The sequence below is a fragment of the Streptomyces phaeochromogenes genome (assembly GCF_001418655.1).
Classification (GTDB): domain Bacteria; phylum Actinomycetota; class Actinomycetes; order Streptomycetales; family Streptomycetaceae; genus Streptomyces; species Streptomyces phaeochromogenes.
Map to the genome: position 1 here is coordinate 1 of NZ_LIQZ01000089.1, position 18076 is coordinate 18076.

16 protein-coding genes and 3 pseudogenes are annotated in these 18076 nt (G+C 67.7%); 8 read left to right on the top strand and 11 right to left on the bottom strand.

The window, feature by feature from the left end; translation table 11 throughout:
- Positions 1 to 57 precede the first annotated feature (57 nt).
- Both AOK17_RS13350 and AOK17_RS13355 read right to left on the bottom strand, forming a co-directional pair.
- Positions 58 to 840, bottom strand: coding sequence for a transposase family protein (locus tag AOK17_RS13350; RefSeq protein WP_055612647.1), 783 nt, complete (start codon positions 838 to 840; stop codon positions 58 to 60).
- Between the two features lie 409 nt (positions 841 to 1249).
- Positions 1250 to 1999, bottom strand: a complete 750-nt coding sequence (locus tag AOK17_RS13355; protein WP_055612648.1) for an SDR family NAD(P)-dependent oxidoreductase — start codon at positions 1997 to 1999, stop codon at positions 1250 to 1252.
- Between the two features lie 128 nt (positions 2000 to 2127).
- On the opposite strand from AOK17_RS13355, the gene AOK17_RS13360 reads away from it, so the two are divergent.
- The 3 genes and pseudogenes from AOK17_RS13360 to AOK17_RS13365 all read left to right on the top strand — a co-directional run bounded on the left by AOK17_RS13360 (position 2128) and on the right by AOK17_RS13365 (position 4075).
- Positions 2128 to 2562 (top strand): Rrf2 family transcriptional regulator, encoded by a 435-nt coding sequence (locus AOK17_RS13360; RefSeq protein ID WP_055612649.1) that lies wholly within the window; start codon positions 2128 to 2130, stop codon positions 2560 to 2562.
- Positions 2563 to 2725: 163 nt separating this feature from the next.
- Positions 2726 to 2890: a hypothetical protein gene (locus tag AOK17_RS50725; protein ID WP_157881320.1), complete on the top strand. Its 165-nt coding sequence runs from the start codon at positions 2726 to 2728 to the stop codon at positions 2888 to 2890.
- Positions 2891 to 2965: 75 nt separating this feature from the next.
- Positions 2966 to 4075, top strand: a pseudogene (locus tag AOK17_RS13365) (IS630 family transposase).
- Positions 4076 to 4122: 47 nt separating this feature from the next.
- On the opposite strand, the gene AOK17_RS13370 reads toward AOK17_RS13365, so the two are convergent.
- On the bottom strand, positions 4123 to 4446 hold the full coding sequence (locus tag AOK17_RS13370) for a hypothetical protein (protein WP_055612650.1): 324 nt from the start codon (positions 4444 to 4446) through the stop codon (positions 4123 to 4125).
- A gap of 222 nt (positions 4447 to 4668) precedes the next feature.
- Here AOK17_RS13370 and AOK17_RS13375 point away from each other — a divergent pair, with 222 nt between their 5' ends.
- The 3 genes from AOK17_RS13375 (at position 4669) to AOK17_RS13385 (ending at position 6083) form a co-directional block, all read left to right on the top strand.
- Positions 4669 to 5061, top strand: a complete 393-nt coding sequence (locus tag AOK17_RS13375; protein WP_055612651.1) for a hypothetical protein — start codon at positions 4669 to 4671, stop codon at positions 5059 to 5061.
- Positions 5062 to 5296: 235 nt separating this feature from the next.
- A complete protein-coding gene (locus tag AOK17_RS52165; protein ID WP_245697133.1) occupies positions 5297 to 5698 on the top strand; it encodes a transposase family protein in 402 nt (133 codons plus the stop codon).
- Positions 5699 to 5717: 19 nt separating this feature from the next.
- Entirely contained in the window at positions 5718 to 6083 is a 366-nt protein-coding gene (locus AOK17_RS13385; protein WP_245697135.1) for a hypothetical protein, read from the top strand.
- 23 nt (positions 6084 to 6106) lie between these two features.
- Here the strand turns inward: AOK17_RS13385 and AOK17_RS13390 are convergent, their stop codons facing one another.
- The gene (locus AOK17_RS13390; RefSeq protein WP_055612652.1) at positions 6107 to 6886 is read right to left on the bottom strand and encodes an NAD(P)H-dependent oxidoreductase; all 780 of its coding nucleotides are present in this window, start codon (positions 6884 to 6886) and stop codon (positions 6107 to 6109) included.
- 137 nt (positions 6887 to 7023) lie between these two features.
- Here AOK17_RS13390 and AOK17_RS13395 point away from each other — a divergent pair, with 137 nt between their 5' ends.
- Positions 7024 to 7923 carry a helix-turn-helix transcriptional regulator gene (locus tag AOK17_RS13395; RefSeq protein ID WP_055612653.1) on the top strand — a complete coding sequence of 300 codons (900 nt, stop codon included), beginning with the start codon at positions 7024 to 7026 and terminating at the stop codon, positions 7921 to 7923.
- A 1234-nt stretch (positions 7924 to 9157) separates the two neighbouring features.
- Positions 9158 to 11506, top strand: a complete 2349-nt coding sequence (locus AOK17_RS13405; protein ID WP_055612655.1) for an alpha-L-fucosidase — start codon at positions 9158 to 9160, stop codon at positions 11504 to 11506.
- A gap of 190 nt (positions 11507 to 11696) precedes the next feature.
- Here AOK17_RS13405 and AOK17_RS13410 read toward each other — a convergent pair whose 3' ends face one another.
- The 7 genes and pseudogenes from AOK17_RS13410 to AOK17_RS13430 form a co-directional block, all read right to left on the bottom strand.
- On the bottom strand, positions 11697 to 12875 hold the full coding sequence (locus tag AOK17_RS13410) for an RNA-guided endonuclease InsQ/TnpB family protein (protein ID WP_107102384.1): 1179 nt from the start codon (positions 12873 to 12875) through the stop codon (positions 11697 to 11699).
- Between the two features lie 236 nt (positions 12876 to 13111).
- Positions 13112 to 13480 (bottom strand): annotated as a pseudogene (locus tag AOK17_RS52170) (transposase); the annotation flags it as partial.
- A 46-nt stretch (positions 13481 to 13526) separates the two neighbouring features.
- Positions 13527 to 14030 (bottom strand): annotated as a pseudogene (locus tag AOK17_RS52175) (lanthionine synthetase LanC family protein); the annotation flags it as partial.
- A 172-nt stretch (positions 14031 to 14202) separates the two neighbouring features.
- Positions 14203 to 15267 carry a quinone oxidoreductase family protein gene (locus AOK17_RS13415; protein WP_055612657.1) on the bottom strand — a complete coding sequence of 355 codons (1065 nt, stop codon included), beginning with the start codon at positions 15265 to 15267 and terminating at the stop codon, positions 14203 to 14205.
- A 487-nt stretch (positions 15268 to 15754) separates the two neighbouring features.
- On the bottom strand, positions 15755 to 16183 hold the full coding sequence (locus AOK17_RS13420) for an alcohol dehydrogenase catalytic domain-containing protein (RefSeq protein ID WP_281198603.1): 429 nt from the start codon (positions 16181 to 16183) through the stop codon (positions 15755 to 15757).
- Between the two features lie 295 nt (positions 16184 to 16478).
- Positions 16479 to 17639: a sensor histidine kinase gene (locus AOK17_RS13425; RefSeq protein ID WP_245697137.1), complete on the bottom strand. Its 1161-nt coding sequence runs from the start codon at positions 17637 to 17639 to the stop codon at positions 16479 to 16481.
- Positions 17640 to 17661: 22 nt separating this feature from the next.
- A partial coding sequence (locus tag AOK17_RS13430; RefSeq protein WP_169801919.1) for a winged helix-turn-helix domain-containing protein occupies positions 17662 to 18076 on the bottom strand: 415 nt, incomplete at its 5' end.

Here is an 18076-nt window from a genome sequence, read left to right on the forward strand (position 1 = left end):
TTACGAGCTCGTGCACGGTAAGCGGTGAGAGGTCGAGAACTTCGCTGTGGCCTAAGTTCACGTCTTCCGTGCCGAGTGCAGGTCCACGGTCTGTTGGTGGGACAGCAGACCGGCGACGGCTTGCACGGTGTCGCCCATGTGCTCCCGGCGACCGAGGTGTCGGGCCAGGGCCCGCCAGTTCTTCAGATGCGCGATGCCGTGCTCGACGCGGATACGACGCGAAGAGTGCGCCTTGCGCTGGCGCTCGTACATCTCCTCGTACCAGTCCGGGGCGTTCTTCTTGAACTTCCGGTGCGGTGGTGTCACCACCCGACCGCCGGTCTGGGCGCCCAGTCCCTGGTAGCCGGCATCGGCGAGAATCTCGACCGCAGGCCCGTCGGCCAGGAGCTTGACCAGCCCTAACTGGCGGGCGTGGGTGATGTCTGCGCAGCTTGCGGGGCGGGCCGGGCTGCACCACAGCACGCGGCCCTCGCCGTCCGTGACAACCATGGACTTGACGGCGTTCTGCTTGTTCTTGCCGGAGATGAATTTGTCCCGGTCCTTGCGTCCGGCGGCGGGCCGCCGGACCCGTATCTCGGTGCCGTCGATGATTCCGGTCGTCCCGCTTGAGCCGAGGTGATCGACGACCTCGGCCAGGGTCCGCAGCCGAACGTCAGGGCTGACGGTGCACCCTCGCTCGGCGAGCAGGGGTCGCACCTCGTTGATGGCCCGAGTAATGGTGGAGCGGTCCACGCCGAACCAGCAGGCCAGCACGTCGTGGGTGGCGCCGTGACGAAGATGGATGAGGGTGGCCAGAAGGCGGTCGACGAACACCAGGCGGTGTTTCGCACCGCCGCCCACGGCCCGTTTCCGCGGTCGGGAAGCGAGCCTGGCCTTGTGCCGCTCATGCCACAACGGGCCTATCTCAGCGACAAGTTCAGCAATCACTCCGGACGTCAGGCCCGTGATCCGTCGATTGCTGATGATCACTGCACGAGTCGCGTTCCCCACCACTCGACCATGATCAACCATCAAGGGCCCGGCGTCTCACCGCTTACCGTGCACGAGCTCGTTAGGCCGAAAAACTCAGTAGCGAAGCTTACCCGGGCCCTTGATGTTCGGGGAGCCCTTGCGGGAGATCAGCGCCTGGATGCAGCGGCGTCGCAGCTCACCGCGCACAGCCTTCGAGTCGTACGCCTTGTCGCGGGTCGTCGGCGGTGCGCGCCCCGAAGGCGCGATGTCCTTCGGGGCGCGCGGCAGGGGTTCGGGTTCAGGCGTTGTAGCCGCCGTGGGCGTCCAGCACCGCGCCCGTGACGTACGACGCGGTGGGGCTCGCCAGGAAGGCGATCGCCGCGGCGATTTCGTCGGGGTGCCCCATGCGTTGCAGGGACAGGGAGCTGACCAGGGCCTTGAGGGTCTCGGGGTCCGGCGGTTGCATGCCGCCCTCCATCAGTCCAGCCTCCACGACGTTGGCCGTGATGTCCCGGGGCCCGAGGTCGCGTGCCACCCCCATGGTGTACCTCTCGATCCCCGACTTGGTCGCCGAGTAGTCGGCAAGGCCGGGGGCGCCGACCCGGGAGCCCAGTCCGGAACTCACTGTGATGATGCGGCCCCCCGTGCGCAGTACTCGGGAGGCGGCCCGGATGACGGCGATCACGCCGAGGTAGTTGGTGGCGTGCATCCGGTCCAGTGCGGCAGTGTCGGCGTCCGGGTCGTCCACCGTGCCAGCCACGGAGATCGCCGCGTTGTTGACGAGGATGTCCAGGCCGCCGAAGTGCGCGACCACGTCGTCGATCAGAGCCGGCGCCCGGCTCGTGTCCGCCTGGTCGGACTGGAAGGCGACGGCCTTGGCTCCCTTGCCGTGCACCTCGTCGACGACGGCCTGCGCCTGCTTCTCGGAGCTGACGTAGGTGAAGGCGACATCGGCGCCCTGCTGGGCCAGCAGTCGTACGGTCGCGGCTCCCAGCCCGCGCGACCCCCCGGTGACCAGGGCGACCTTGCCCGTGAGTGGCTTGCTCATTCTTCTCACCTCGTTGATTGTCCCTTCCTGACAGTCGCAACATTAATTGTTACGACAGACCGTTGCAACCTTCACTGTTACGACTGCGCTGTCGTAACATAAAGCGTTGCGGCCGAGAGGAGGGGTTCATGAGTGCCAACAGCAGGTTGACCATTGCCGCCCACGCGCTGGCCTGGATCGGTCTCTACCAGCGCCAAGGCCATGAGGTCGCCACCTCCGAGCAGATCGCGACCAGCGCGAACACCAACCCCGTGGTGATCAGGCGGCTGCTCGGCGAGCTGCGCAGAGCCGGGCTCGTGGAGTCCCGGCGGGGCGTGGGCGCGGGCTGGTCGCTGGCACGCGAGCTGGAGTCGATGACCCTTCTCGACGTGTACGAGGCAGTGGAACCCGGCCCGCTGTTCGCGATGCACCGCGCCACCCCGGACCAGGGATGCGTGGTGGGTCACGGCATCCAGCCGGCGATGCAGGGCATCTACGAGGGCATCGAGGAGACCCTGAGAAACGAGTTGGCCCGCGTCACTCTCGAGCACGTACTCCGGGAGGTACTCGCGGCACCTCGCTAGCCTCCCCGTTGCGCCCTGACATCACCAAGATCCCCATCCATGCCCAAGCCAGTGAATAGCCTGGCAACCATTCACGCCAAAGACGGTTGCGCCATCTACCGCTCCAGGACCAGCTTGTCGGTTCGCGCTCACCGTGGCCGGGTGGCTTTCCAGGATCCGGTGCATGCTGGATCCCGAGCTGCTTGAACGGATCACCGCGCGGCGCGCGGAGCTGGACGAGCTCGAAGAACAGCTGGCCAAGCAGCTGGCGGAGGTGCGGGCCGAGCGGGACGAGCTCGCCGTCGCAGAGCGAGTCCTTGAGCGGATGAGCGAACAGCTAGTGCTGTGACCGCATCAGTTCGCCGGTTTGGTGGTCGCGGCGGTTGGATGTGGGGCGACGTCCGATCCGACCGCTGGAGGCGCGGTGGCTGAGCCCGTCCGTGTGCGCAGACTGACCGACCAGGAGGGGCAGAAGCCGCAGCAGGTCGTGCGCCGGGGCAGCACCAGTTCGGTGCACTACCGGCGGGCGATGATGCTGGCCTCGGCGGCGGGAACGCGTGCCGGTAATCGCCCAACTCGTGGCGGCCGACGAGGACACGGTGCGCGATGTGATCCACCGGTTCAACGAGATCGGCCTGGCCTGCCTGGACCCTCGGTGGGCGGGAGGCCGTCCCCGCCTGCTCAGCGATGACGACGAGGACTTCGTTGCGGCGACGGCCACCAGCCGACCGGCCAAGCTCGGCCAGCCCTTCACCCGCTGGTCGTTACGCAAACTCGCCGTCTACCTGCGCAAGGTTCACGGCCGGGTGATCCGCATCGGCCGCGAGACCCTGCGCTGCCTGCTGGCCCGCCGGGGCATCACCTTCCAGCGGACCAAGACCTGGAAGGAGTCCACCGACCCCGAACGCGACGCCAAGCTGGACCGCATCGAGCACGTCCTGGAGCAATTCCCCGACCGGGTCTTCGCCTTCGACGAGTTCGGCCCGCTGGGAATCCGGCCCACCGCAGGCTCGTGCTGGGCCGAACAGACCCGGCCCGACCGGGTGCCGCCACCTATCACCGCACCCACGGGGTGCACTACTTCCACGGCTGCTACTCGGTCGGCGACGACGTGGGGCGTGAACGGCGAAAGAAGGGAGCCGCGAACACGCTGGCCGCGCTGAAGTCGATCCGCGCCGCCCGTCCCGACGGCGCCCCCATCTACGTGATCCTGGACAACCTGTCCGCCCATAAAGGCGCCGACATCCGACGCTGGGCGAAGAAGAGCAACGTCGAGCTGTGCTTCACCCCGACCTACGCCTCGTGGGCGAACCCGATCGAAGCCCACTTCGGACCGCTACGACAGTTCACCATCGCCAACTCGAACTACCCCAACCACACCGTGCAGACCCGAGCCCTGCACGCCTACCTCCGGTGGCGCAACGCCAACACCCGCCACCGCGACGTCCTGGCCGCCGAACGCAAGGAACGCGCCCGCATCCGCAGCGAGAAAGGCATCCGATGGGGCGGACGCCCTCTCACAGCCGCGGCCTGATCCAACCCAACCCAACCCGGCGAACCCACGCGGTCACAGCACCTGGTTCAGTCAGGCGGTGGTGGAGACGCGGGAAGTTGCTCGGCTCTGCTGACGCGTTCTTCGAGGGCCCGGATGCGGTCGTAGAGATCGACCAGGGTCACGCCGTTGGCAACCACACCCGAGCGGCGCCAGTGCCTCCGCACAAATTCCTCTCGGCTCTCCTGCACCGACTGCTGGAATCCTGTCGGAGCCACGGCGCTTGGTGCCGTCACCGACCTGAGCTCGTCTCGCCCGAGCGAGCTCTTTTGCAGCTTCGACACAGCAATCGCACCAAGCACGATCACCACGAGAGCGGCGGGGAATATCAACAACGCCCAGCTGGCCGACATGAGAACTCCCTAGTCCCTGGCAGTGGATCGACACTACCGGTCCTCGGCCAAGCCGGAGTCAGTGAGTTGCTTTCATCCTGCTTGCAGGTCACGGGGCTGGTGCGGGACAGGGGCGGGGTGCTCGGGGAAGCACCGCAGCCTCGCCGCACGCCAACCCACACCGCCCGCGATGTTCAGGGTGAAACCGCTCAGGGGCGTCATCCAATCCTTTACGATCTCGCGGTGACGATCTGGACGGAGCGCCCTGCCAAGACCGACGTCGAAGCGGTCGTTTGCCGCTACTTCAGCCTGCTCCGAGCTGGGAAGGTCCCTGAGGCCGAACAGCTCGTCGATCACTCATCAGTCCGGCATGTGCTCAAGTCGCTATGGGCCGGCTCGGTCGGAGCGAGCGCCGATGCGAAGGAGGCGAGTTGCAGCCCTGCTGCCGATGCGTGGGAGCGGGACCTGTCTTGGCTCTGCGAGCTCGATCTCGGGGACTTCAACTGGGGCCACACTGGCAGCCATTTCTACGCCGAGGTCACCTACCGCGCGCAGGTGATCGAGGTGTCATTGGGCTTTTGGATCAAGCCAACCGACGCTGGCTGGGTCGTCGCGGGACCGTCCACACTCTGGTAGGAAACACGGAAGACCAGCACGATCCGGGCGTCGGCTGAATTTCCCGCTGACGGACGATCACCCGCTGACGATCAAGGCTCCAACCAGCCCGAGCGCACCGGGCCCCGTCCCACGCCGGCCCAGTGACCTGCAACTTCGGGTTGGAAAGGCTGAGTCCTTCCAGTGGTCCTGAAGCTTCCCGGTGGCTTCTTGCATCTGGTCGCCGTAGTCGAACGAGGAAACCCGGCGAACGTTCGTGGCCACAGCACTAGCCGACGAGCGCGCCTCAGTCGCGCCGGTGCGCGGGCAGGTGGGCGGACGTGCGGCCGACCGGCGAAACTACTCCGGCAAACACCACCATCACGGCCTGCACTTCTTCGCCCTGACCGACGAGAGGGGTCGGCTGATCTGGATATCCGCCGCCCGGCCCGGCCGCACCCACGACAACACCGCCGCCCGCCAGGATCACGTCCTGGCCCACCTGCACGCCGCCGGCCTCGGGGCCCTGGCGGACCTCGGCTTCCGCGGCCTGGACAGCGCCGTACGCGATCCGGTGATCGTCACCGACGACGTCCGCGCCAGCGGCAACACACGCCTGCTCACCGAGCAGCACGCCGTCCTGGTCCCGGACCCCCAGCGTGCCCTCGCCCTGCTCTGAAACCCCCAACCACCCTCCCGTGCCCGGCCGTTCACGGCCGGGCACGGCCGGGCACGGGCCCCGGGAAAGGCCCCTGCCCGAGCACGTCGACTTCTTCGAGGCGATCGTCACCGCCTACCCCGACGACGCCCCGCTGCTCCAGGACCCCGCCCACGCCCGCGTGGCCCGGGCCGGCGACATCGTGTACGGCGACCTGATCCTGGCCGCCGTCTCCCTGCACGGCACCGACTACTTCAACGACCAGTACACCGCCCACCCCATCCCTCCAACCCGGCCTGCGGATGCGGCGTGTGCTGCCACCTCACCCACGAGCCCGGCCCGGTGGTCGTGCTCTCCCACGGGCACCCCTGGGAGACCTGCAACCCGTGGCTCGCCGACACCCTGACGTTCCAGGGAAAGCGCGGGCGGTCAGCTGCGAACGTGCAGCCCGAAACTCGTGCGGCCCGCGGGCTCAAGTCCCTCCTTCAGGTGCAGCGAGGGGATCTCGTAGTCGCCGAAGTTCTGCCGTCGGAACGCGATCGGCTCGGTCGACTCAAGGGTGAGCAGGCGCTGTTCCCAGGCCTTGGCGACGTCCGGGTAGTCCTCGTCGGTCATCCGGTCGGTGCCGTAGAGCAAGAAGGGCGGCAGCACCTCGATGCCCGGGTAGTAGAGGATGCCGTGGTGGATCGGGAACAGCAGGTCGTCGATGGGGCCGTTGATCCCGCGAGCGGCGTAATGTGACTCCGGGCCGCCGGCGGTCACCGACAGCAGAGCCTTCCTGCCCGCGAGGGTGCCTTCGCCGAAACGCTCGCCGTATTTGGTGTCGCTGTGCTCGCCGACGCCGTACGCGAAGTGGTAGGTGAATACCCGGTCCACCCAGCCTTTGAGGATCGCGGGCATCGTGTACCACCACAGCGGGAACTGGAAGATGATCGTGTCGGCCCACAGCAGCTTCTCCTGCTCGGCGAGGACGTCCGGGGTGAGCGTCCCGGCGTCGAAGGCCCGGCCCGAGTCCAGGGCGACCTTCAGCGGACTTGAGGCGTGGGGGCCGTAGTCCGCGGCGTCCACGACCGCCTTCCAGTTCATCGCGTACAGATCGCTCACCCGTACCTCGTGCCCGGCGGTCTCCAATGTGGACACCGCGAGGTTCTTCAGCGAGCTGTTGAGAGACTTCGGCTCCGGGTGGGCGTAGACGATCAGCGTCTTCATGGGAACTCCTTCGGATCGGTGCCTTCGATCCTGGGCGCCGCGGCACCCGGCGTTCAGGGGCGCCTCATCCGTCGGACGGGACTTCCTGGTAACGGCAGGACCACCTTCACGGGCACCACCGACGCCATACTGGGGGCATGGACGATCTTGCGGGCTTCCTGCGGACCCGGCGTTCCCGGGTCGACCCGGCAGCCGTCGGCATCCCCACCGACAGCCGCCGCCGGGTTGAAGGCCTGCGCCGCGAAGAGGTCGCGCATCTGTCCGGAGTCAGCGTCGACTACTACGTACGCCTGGAGCAGGGCCGCGCGACCCAGCCCTCCGAGCAGGTCCTCGACGCCATCGCCCGCGTCCTCGGCCTCGACGAGACCGAACGCGGGCACCTCTACCGGCTCACCCGGCAACGCCGCCGCCGCGCGAAGGCGCCGGGCGGCCGGGTCCGGACGGAGCTGCTGCGCGTCCTCGACCTGGTCGCCGATGCACCCGCGCTGATCATGGACTACCGCCTGGACGTGCTGGCCGGGAACCGCCTCGCCGTGCTCCTCTACGGCCGGCCGATGCCGGGCCTGAACACCGCCCGGCACATCTTCCTTGAGGAGGCCGAGCGCGGCCTCTACGCGGACTGGGAGAAATGCACCCTCGACGTGGTCGGGCACTTGCGCCTGGCCGCCGGCAAATACCCCGGGGACCCCCGTCTGGCCTCGCTCATCGGCGAGCTGGCCATGCGTAGCGAGCGCTTCCGGCGGCTCTGGGCCCGCGCGGACGTGCGCGCCCGCACGCATGGCCGCAAGGCGTACCGGCACCCGCTGGTCGGACTGCTGGAACTGCACCAGGAGAACTTCGCACTACCAGACGAATCAGGGATGGAGCTGCTGGTGCTGTCCGCGGCCCCCGACAGCCCAGCCGAGGACGGGCTGCGCCTGCTCGCGGGCCTCGGCGCGGGCAGCGGTGACGCGCATCCCACAGTGAACGCTCAGATCCGCGAGCAACTCAACGACGCCCACCCACCTGAGGTTCCCCCGGCCTGCGGGAGGTGCTGATCAGCTGGTCAGGACGGGTTTCCGGTTCGTTCGTTCGGCCGTTGCCTGGTCGGCACAGTGCTTCTCCTCGAACTCAATCGGGCTGAGGTAGCCGCGCCATGAGCCCTCCGGGGTCGCACCGACGGCCCACGACCCGTCGGTGACAACAAGCCTGCCTATGACAACAAACGTGCTTCGGCTCAGTCAGAACCAGGGCGGAGCGGGCGAACCGTCCGGGTTTAGCCCATACAGTGACCGCCTTGTACCGATACTGTCGCCGGAATCGCTGACGTCGGCGGCTTGCTGGTAGAGGCTATCGGCACTCCCCCGGCCCTCGCTCGCATTCGCGCCAGGGCGGGCCGGGGCCCTGCTCCACCAGTCGACCGCCCGGGCCAGCGACTGCCATACTCTCCAGCTTTTCATCAGCAGAAGACGGGCCCTGTTCTTTTCCGAGCACGACGTCTTCCGCGCCGATGAGATGCACAACCGCCCCCGCAGACTGCCGCTCTCAGCGGATTTCCGGCCGTTCTGGTTCATGACGGCCTGGTATGCGCCGGCCAGAGGCGTAGTGAAGGTGCCGGTGATGAACGGTTGTCCGGCTGTGCGTGGCAGCCCTACTGGACAATTCCCAATCGCCTACCCGGGCCTGGTCCGCATCCTGACCAAGTCGCCCGTCGTCACCCGCGACATCGACCTGCTCACCAGCCGGCCATGGGCCGAGGTCGGCATGACCGTAACCACCGCGGACGACAAGGTCAGTCGCTGGCTGGAGGTTCGCGCCCCGCTCGCCACCCGCCTGCGCACCCTTACGGAACTACGCGAAGCCGGCATCGCCACCTTCGCCTTCGTCGGCCCGCTCCTGCCCGCGAACGGCTCGACGCGATCGTGGCCGGCCCACTGGCCAAGCACGGACTGCGGCTGCGCTTCGACGAGGTCGTCCACCACGACGACAACGACGCCCTGCGGCAGAGGCCGGCCGGTGGGCCGTTGCGTGTCTCGTGAGTTCTCGACGCCCTGATCGCAGTGATGGGCGCAGCCGTTCCCGCGGCGCCGGGGCAGGGCTCGCCCGGATGTAGGACCTTCCGTCATCGCGCACGGTGGTGCGACTGAGACCCACCAGCACCTGGCCGAACAGGACATACAGCCGAGCCTACTTGTCATCCTACGAATTCCCCCAACTCCCCTCCCTGCCCGCACCATTGACAGCGCAGCGACTCTCCTCAACCATCAGACATCCGATGAATTGGAGCCGCTCATGGATGCATATCCGAGACGTCAGGTCCTAGGCGCCGCAGCCGGAGTCGCCGCAGCAACAGCCCTTCCCCTCACCTCGACCACGGCCGCACACGCCGGCGAACCACTCACCGAGCACGCAGGGCCGTGGGCTCCCGTCCCCGCCCCCGTCCCTGTCCCGCTCGACTCCCTCTACGACAACGACGGCGTCGACACGGCCTCCGCACGCGGCGGTGACTTCGACGGCTCCGGCTACACGTTCCCGGGCGAGGAACTCCCCACCGGCCGAATCGAAGTCGACGGCACGCCCTTCGTCTTCCCGACCTCGAGTGCCGGCGCGAAGAACAACGTCGTCGCACTCGGCCAGCGCGTCGAACTGCCCAAAGGCCGCTACCTCTCAGCCGTCTTCCTCACCGCGGGCAGCTACGGCAACGCCTCCGGAAAAGCCACGGTCCACTACGCCGACGGCTCGACCACGACCGCCGCCCTCGGCGGATCCGACTGGTACGCCACGGGCGGATCCCTGTCGGCGACGTACCGCTACGCACCGGACGGCACCAAGGACGAACACCGCGTAGGGATCGGCACGTCCGAGCTGTGGCTCGACCCACAGCGCGACGCCGTGGCAGTCACGCTCCCGGTGACCAACCCGGCACAGGCGAACAAGGCATCGCTCCACGTGTTCGCACTGTCCCTGCAACCTGCCGCTCAGGGCCGCGCGCTGGCCCTGCGCGCGGCCCGGTCCACGAACTCACTCCTGGAGACGTCCGGCGCCCAGAGCATCGAAGCCACCGTCGTCAACGCGGGGACGATCGCCGTCCTGGCCGCGGACAGCGTGTCGGTGCGCGTCGAAGTTCCGGGAGCGCGCACCGTCGAGGCTGCGCGCGTCCGCCGCCTGGACCCCGGCGAGCAGGCCCGCATCCGCGTCGGCATCCGCAACCGTGCGGGCACCGCCCCCGGCACCGCCCGGGACGGCTCGGTGACCGTCACCGGACGCGGAACCCAAGCCGCCTCGCAGGAAAGCCGGTTGACCCTCGGCGTCGCCGACTACCAGCCCACTGCGGCTTCTCTCTCCGGCCACCAGGCTCCGTACTGGTTCCAGGGCGCCAAGTTCGGCATCTTCATCCACTGGGGTGTCTACTCGGTGCCCGCCTGGTCGCCGGTCGGCAAGCAGTACGCCGAGTGGTACTGGAACCACATGCAGGACCCGGCCAACGCCGTCTACGGGTACCACCGCGAGAAGTACGGCGAGGACTTCGCCTACGACGACTTCATCCCGATGTTCACGGCGGAGAAGTTCGATCCGCGCGCCTGGGTCGAACTGTTCCGGGACGCGGGCGCGGAGTACCACGTGCTGACCTCCAAGCACCACGAAGGCTTCGCCCTGTGGGACACGAAGGTCTCCGACCGCAACTCCGTGAAGATGGGCCCGAAACGGGACCTCATCAAGGAACTCTTCGATGCGTCCCACCGCTACACACCCGAACTCCACCGCGGGCTCTACTTCTCCATGCCCGAGTGGTTCAACCCGGACAATCCCTGGATGGGTCACGCCCCGCGTAATCCGTACACCCAGGAGCCCGTGCCCTACACGGGCTACACCGGGGGCAAGGACTTCGTGAAGGACTACCAGGCTCCGCAAATGCTGGAGCTGATCCAGGGCTACGACCCGGAGCTCATCTGGTGCGACATCGGCGGCGCCAACGACAGCCTCCATGTCCTGGCCGACTACTTCAACCACGCGAAGAACCGCGCCCGACCCATCGAAGTCACCGTCAACGACCGTTCGGGCATCGCCTTCCACGACTTCACAACGCCCGAGTACACGACGTACGACAACACGGTCGTCGCCAAGTGGGAGTCCAGCCGCGGCCTGGACCCGTTCAGCTACGGCTACAACCAGGCGACACCTGACAACGCCTACATGACGACCGAAGAGGTCGTGCACAGCCTCGTCGACATCGTCTCCAAGAACGGCAACTTCCTCCTCGACATAGGCCCGCGTGCCGACGGCACCATCCCCGAGATCATGCAGACCCGGCTGCGTGAGACGGGCCGCTGGCTGCGCACCAACGGAGAGGCGATCCACGACACCACGTACTGGTCCCGGATGGCCGAACTGGGCGAGGACCTGCGGTTCACCGTCCACCCGGACGAGGCCTTCTACATCCACTCCCTGGCCAGACCCAGCGCCAAACTCACTGTCGAGGCGCCGGTCCCGATCCGCAGCGGCGACAAGGTGACGATGCTCGGCCACGGCCGCCCCCTGACATGGACCCTCAGCAACGGGGCGCTGGTGATCGACGTCCCCGAAGCCGCACGCAAGGCGGGGCAGCACGCGTGGGTGTTCAAAGTGCATTGGCGTGCCTGAGCTTGACTCTAACGGGGATCTTGGTTGAACTGGCTCAGGTGGGTTGTCGAGCGGACCCTCGGCCGGCTGATGCACCACTGCCGACTGGTCCGCGACTACGAAACCCACCCCCCACCGTTCCGAAGCCATAATCCGCGTCGCGATGATCGACTTCCCATTGACGCTCTCCCCCCCTGAAGGGGGGAGATTCTTACGGCTCGTGCCGTGAGACTTCCTGTTTCATCGCCGACTGCCCGCCCGGAGTACTCCGTTGAGGTCTTACACCAGCTCCACAGGCTGCAACCGCCCGTCCGGCGGCCAGAAGGTTCTTCGCTGCGTTGACGTCCCGGTCGTGGGTCGTGCCGCAGTCGCACGTCCAGGTGCGGACATGGAGCGGCATCTTGTCCTGCACGGTGCCGCAGGCGGAGCACAGCCTGGACGAGGGGAACCACCGGTCCACGGCGATCACCTCGCGCCCGTACCAGGCGGCTTTGTACTCCAGCATGCTCCGGAACTGCGACCAGGCGGCGTCGCTGATCGCACGGGACAGAGTCCGGTTCTTGACCATGGTGCGCACGGTCAGGTCCTCGATCACGAGCGTTTGGTTTTCACGCACGAGCCGGGTGGTCAGTTTGTGCAGGCCGTCCCGTCTGCGGTCGGCGATCCGGGCATGGATCCTGGCGACCCTGTGCCGGGCCTTGTTCCGGTTCGCCGAACCCCTGGTCTTCTTCGCGAGGTTGCGCTGAGCCTTCGCCAGGCGAACGCGGTCCTTGCGCTCGTGGCGCGGGTTGGTGACCTTCTCCCCGGTGGACAGGGTCAGCAGGTGGTCCAGGCCCACATCGATACCGACCGCGTTGCCGCTGGCCCCAAGGGGCGTGACGGACGGGTCGTCACACAGCAGCGAAACGAACCAGCGGCCCACAGCGTCCTGCGACACCGTCACTGTCGAGGGCTTCGCTCCCTCCGAAAGGGGCCGGGACCACACGATGTCCAGCGGTTCAGGCATCTTCGCCAGTGTCAGCTTCCCGTCACGGAACCGGAAACCGGACGTGGTGTACTCCGCCGACTTCCCCGACTTCCGCCTGGACTTGAAATGCGGATACCTGGCCCGCTTGCCGAAGAAGTTGGTGAACGCCGTCTGCAAATGCCGCAGCGTCTGCTGCAACGGCACCGACGACACCTCGTTGAGGTAGGCCAGTTCCTCGGTCTTCTTCCATGCCGTCAGCATGGCCGAGGTCTGGTTGTAGTTGACCCGTTCCTGACGCGTCCACGCCTCCGTACGGGCCGCCAGCGCCAGGTTGTAGACCTTGCGAACGCATCCGAAGGTACGCGACAACTCAGCCGCCTGCGCATCACTCGGATACAAGCGGTACTTGAACGCCCGCTTCACGTGGTTCACGGTTACTCTCAAACTAGCGGGTTCACAAGTAGGGGCAAAACCTGCCGGTGAGGGCACTGGGATCCGCCCTGGCGGCGCATCCCAGCTCGTTGCCCTGCTCCGCAGGAATCCGTTTCCTCTCCGCCCTGAAGGGCGGAGTATCCACGGAGGAATCCGATGAAGCTTCTATGTGGCGTCAACCTCCAATTTCGCCGAGGCGGCATTGTTGAGGTGGCGCTAGAGGCGTCGGCGAGATAGCGCTTGAGGCAGCGGCAGATCTCGCGGTCCGTCTTGCCCTCGGTCCGCCCGGTCAACGTAGGCGCGGGTATGCGGGTGATACACCATGCGGACCACCGAGATGAGTTCAGAGCGCGGTTGAGACACCTGTCGCCGCCGCGATCGAGGCGGTGGCGAGTGGTGTTGCCCGAGGAGACGGGGATGGGGCTCACACCGGCGAGGGCGGCGAATGCGGCTTCGTCACGGACCCGTCCCAGGTGGGACCAGGCGACCAGGACGGTGGCTGCGGTGACAGGGCCGATCCCTGTTTCCTCGGGGAGGCCGGCCGCAGGGCCGGCGTCGACGAGCTCGCCTATCCGGTTCATGTTGTCTGCGATTTCGGTTCAATGGCATCACTCCCTGCGCGTCGGGCACGCAGCGCAGCAGATCCAGCCGCAACGCGTCGGCAGCGGCATCAAGGGAGGACTCGTCACCGCTCGCTTCGAACATCGCGGTCATGAACAGTGCAGGACCGGAGGCTCCCCGCATCAGGCCGGCCGGGGTGGCGAGGTCGGTGGCGTGCTCCGTTTCGGTTCGGGTACGGAGCCGCTCCTCCAGCCGTCTGCGTACAGTGGCGGCGATCTGGTCGGCCTTGTCGCGGTAGGCGGCACTGTCGCAGCGGTCGGCGAAGGACAGCAGGTTCAAACCGATACCCGACAGCCCGCCGTACAAGCTGCCGCCGAGTCGGTCCGGGTCGACAGCACGGGCGCGGTCCACCAGTTCCACCGCCTCGTCCGGGCGGCCCAGGACCCAGAGTGCGTGCGCAATCCCGTGTGCTCCGTCGTAGAAGCCCGTTGGGGGGTCGCGGCCGGGTTGGTGCAGACGGTGGATCAGCCAGTCGACCCGCTCGGGATGGTCTCCGGCGCCGCTGACGTGCAGTGCCCACAGCACGCCCGCGGCGCCGTTGGCGAAGCCGAGCCCGCCGGCTTCCTCGGTGAACTGCGCGATGTGGCCAGGGACGGTCTTCGAGCGGGTCGCCTACAAGGCTGGCGATCACACCGTTACCACCTGTCTCTGCCGGGGGTTCTGCCGCCATCACCTCTTCAGTAGTCGGGTCGGGGTGTCATGGCAGGAGGAGCACTTTGCCGGTCTGTCGTTGGCTTTCCAGGTATGTGTGGGCTTGGGCTGCCTCTGCCAGGGGAAAGGCCCGGTCGATGATCGGGGTGATCTTTCCGTCCGCCAGCAGTTCCAGGCACAGCTGCTGGTCCCGCAGGGTCGCGCCGCGCACACTGGCGATCCTCACCTGCCCGCCGATGAGGGCGAGTGCGTCCAGCTCGAGCCGGGATCCCTGGTCGGTCGGTGTGCCCAGGACGATGACCGTGCCACCGAGGCGTATGCAGGAAAGGGAGAGCTGGAAGAAGTCGTTGCCGCCGACACAGTCCCAGACGGCGTCGGCGCCCAGACCGCGCGTCAGTTCCCTGACCTGTGCGGGCAGTCGCGGATCGGTGGAGTGCACGATGTGGTCGTAGCCGAGCTTCCTGAGCGCTTCGTCGCGGTGCGGCTTGGTGGTCGTGCCGATGACGGTGGCTCCGCTCAGCTTCGCCAGTTGTGCGCAGGCGATCGCCATCCCACCGCTGGCGCCGGTGATGACCACCGTGTCGCCGGGACCGACAGGTGCCTGCCGCGCACAGTTGAGCGGGGTGGTGTAGGTCCACATGGTGGCTGCGGCTGTCTCGAAGTCGACGCCGTCGGGGATGGGCAGGATCGCGTCCTGGCGACGCACAACGTACTGGGCGTATCCGCCGAAGACTTGGTGTCCGGGGTAGGCGGTGTCGATGCACAGGTTTTCGAGCCCGCGTACGCACAGGGCGCAGTTGCGGCACGGCGGGTGCGGAAGCTGCACCGCCCTGTCGCCGGGGCTCCACCTGGTGACGTTCTCGCCGGTGGCGACGATTTCACCGGCCGCGTCCCGGCCGAGCTGGAACGGCACAGGCCACGGCGGCCGTCCTGGGAGAGGCTGCGGCAGGTTGCCCGAGCGGTAGCGCAGGTCCCAGCTGTTGACGGCCGTGGCGTGCACGCGCATCAGGATGTCATCGGGACCGACCTCGGGAATCGGCGCCTCGATGTACTTGAGCACCTCGGGCCCGCCATGCTCGAACAGGCGGACCGCCATCATGGTCTGTTCCACTCTCACGTTCCTTCAGATAGTTACGCGGTTCATCTAGGACTCCATGGAGCCGCCTGTGCCTCGCCCACCTGGTGAGACCGCGGGCGAGCGCACGTCGGCCAGACGGCTTACCAGGGATGGATCGGGAACTGAACAGTCCGGCGATCGGCCACTCGGTCTCGGGGCCGGTGGGCGTCAGTTCGGAGTTCCGCCCCGCCGTGTCCGGGTCGGGCGACGGCGTCGGTATCACGAGCAGATCTACGGTCGAGCGCGCGTCCTTCGCACCCGACGCCCAAGGCAGCCGGTGCTGCTGGCCGTCGGCTGTGGAGTGGACTGGCGAGCAACGTCCCCGCTGCCCCCGCACCGGCCGTGAACAGGCCAGCGGTTCCTTGATGCGGCGCGTGCTCGCTCAGCGTGTGCCCCACCGGATCCATGTGCCCGCTCGACTCCAGATGAAGGAGCGCGCCCAGCACGACGGACCCGGACAGCGCGATGCCAACCGCCGTCGTCAGGTGCCGCACAGCATGGTGATCAACGGCGGTCGATGGCGGGACGAGGAAGACCTGCATGCCCTCCAGGCAACAGCCGCCTCATAAAGCACGTACCACTGGACGTATGAAGCTTCCATGAAGCCGACTCTCCACGCTGGCGCCCGCTCCCCGTCCCCGACCGAGATGTCGGTGACGCCCTCGTCGGCCCAGTCGACGATGCCGACCGCTTCCGAGCCCAGCGTGACGGGGAAGGTCACGGGGAACAGGCAATGCAGCCAGCCGCGGCGGACACTGAGGTCCCCACTGTGGACGCCGACGACCATGGCCTTCAGCCGGACGTGGCCGGTTAGAAGCTCGGCTCCTCGATCTCCGCGAGCCGCAGGGCCCCGGAGCCGCCGAACTCCTCGTACAGGATCGACGGGTACTTCCCGTCGTACCGGTATCACCGCAGCGGGGAATTTCGGACAACGCCTCCGTCCTCGGCAGGGGCGGTGCCACTCCCCCTGTCCTTTCTATCCTTCTGGCTGGCCGCCGAGGTGGCCGCGCTGCATCCCCTGGTGTCAGCGAAAGGGAGTTGGCCCTGCTGACCGCGCACAGGGAAGACCTGCGGACCGAGTGATTCCCGGGACACTGGCCGTGTCACGCGCCCAGGCAAGCCGCACACGTGCCCTCGCCGTCGCCGAGGTCGGCGATGTGCACTGAGCGCATTGCTCGGCGTCCTTCACGACCCCGACCCGCTCATCACCGCCGCTCCGGGGCCGATGGGTCGATGGAGTCAGCGGGATCCTGAGGCATGCCGCCCTCTGGGGCGGGTTCCTGCGGTAGGTGCAAGGTGAACGTTGCTCCCTTGCCCAGTCCAGCGGATTCCGCGGTGATGTCTCCGCCGTGGGCGCGGGCGATGCCTCGGGCGATGGTCAGGCCGATGCCGCTGCCGCCGGCGGCAGCGGGTCGGCCGGGATGTTCGAGGCGTTCGAAGCGGTGGAAGATGCGCTCGAGGTCGTGTTCGGCGATGCCGATGCCGTCGTCCGTGACGCGGACGATCACGTGGCCGGGAGACGGTTCGGTGTGCACGGACAGCGCCACATGCCCGTGCGGATCGCATGCCGCCAGTGCGTTGCCGAGCAGGTTCACCAGGATCTGAGTGATCCGGTCCGGATCGCAGGAGGCGCTGACGGGGGTGCCCGCGTCGACGGCGAGGGCTACCGTCTGGTCCTCGTACTGGGGGCGCAGTCGCTCGGCTGTGGCCCGTGCCAGCGTGGCCACGTCGGTGGGCTTGCGGTGAAGATCGAAGGCAGCCTCCTCCGACCGGGACAGGCTGGAGAGGTCGCCTGCCAAGCGCTGCAGCCGGTGAAGGTCGTCGGCGAGGGAGGCGAACATCGCCTCGTCGGGGATGAAGATGCCGTCGGCCACACCCTCGATCTGGCCGCGTAGGAGGGTGATGGGGGTCCGCATCTCGTGGGCCACCTCCGAAATGAGCCGGGCGCGACGGCGTTGGGTGTCGGCGAGGGCTGCCGCCAGCGTGTTGACGTCTTCGACCAGCGCCGCCAGGCCCGGCTCGCTGGGGAGTTCGAGGATGTCGTCGTAGTGTCCCTCGGCGAGCCGGCGCGTGGCGGCGCGCACCTTGTCGAGGGGGCGCAGCAGAAACCGGGACAGGGCGACGGACGCCGGGAAAGCCGCGCCCAGTCCGAACAAGAGGCCGATCTGCAGGACCACGTCGCCTTCGATGTCGTCGAGCCCGAGCCACACCTCGATCAGCGCGCTGATCGCCGCCATGGCCGCCAGTGCCAGGAGGAGCACCATGACGTGCGAGAGCACCAGCCGGTTGCGCAGCGACATCCGCTGCTGGATTCGGCGCAGCCGCGCACGATATGTGCGGTAGGCCGGGAAGCCGGGGGACGGCATGGCTGGGTGTCCTTCCTGGCCGTCAGACGGGGCGTCCGACGAACCGGTAGCCGATGGTGCGGACGGTGCCGACGAAACGGGGTGCGCTCGCCTCGTCGCCCAGCGCGCGCCGCAGAGTCCGGATGTGTACGTCCACGACGCGCTCGTCGCCGAAGAAGTCCTCGCCCCACACGTGGGTCAGCAGTCCGCGCCGGGTGAAGACCCTCCCAGGAGCCCGGGCCATTGCGAACAGCAGATCGAAGTCGAGAGCGGACAGCTCCACCGTCCGGTCGGCATCGACGAGGACGGTCCGTGTCTCGGGATCGACAGTCAGACCGTCGAAGCGCAGCACGGCGTCCTCGTGGGCCGACTCGGGATGGCTGTCGGTGCGCCGCAGGATGGCGCGTACCCGTAGTGCCAGTTCGCGAGGACTGAACGGCTTGGTGACGTAGTCGTCG

Excerpts from the sequence above, each read along its gene's own strand:
- AOK17_RS13360 (WP_055612649.1), top strand. The coding sequence starts at position 2,128 with ATGAGTGCCAACAGCAGGTTGACCATTGCCGCCCACGCGCTGGCCTGG.
- AOK17_RS13390 (WP_055612652.1), bottom strand. The coding sequence starts at position 6,886 with ATGAAGACGCTGATCGTCTACGCCCACCCGGAGCCGAAGTCTCTCAAC.
- AOK17_RS13425 (WP_245697137.1), bottom strand. The coding sequence starts at position 17,639 with ATGCCGTCCCCCGGCTTCCCGGCCTACCGCACATATCGTGCGCGGCTG.
- AOK17_RS13395 (WP_055612653.1), top strand. The coding sequence starts at position 7,024 with ATGGACGATCTTGCGGGCTTCCTGCGGACCCGGCGTTCCCGGGTCGAC.
- AOK17_RS50725 (WP_157881320.1), top strand. The coding sequence starts at position 2,726 with ATGCTGGATCCCGAGCTGCTTGAACGGATCACCGCGCGGCGCGCGGAG.
- AOK17_RS13355 (WP_055612648.1), bottom strand. The coding sequence starts at position 1,999 with ATGAGCAAGCCACTCACGGGCAAGGTCGCCCTGGTCACCGGGGGGTCG.
- AOK17_RS13405 (WP_055612655.1), top strand. The coding sequence starts at position 9,158 with ATGGATGCATATCCGAGACGTCAGGTCCTAGGCGCCGCAGCCGGAGTC.
- AOK17_RS13370 (WP_055612650.1), bottom strand. The coding sequence starts at position 4,446 with ATGTCGGCCAGCTGGGCGTTGTTGATATTCCCCGCCGCTCTCGTGGTG.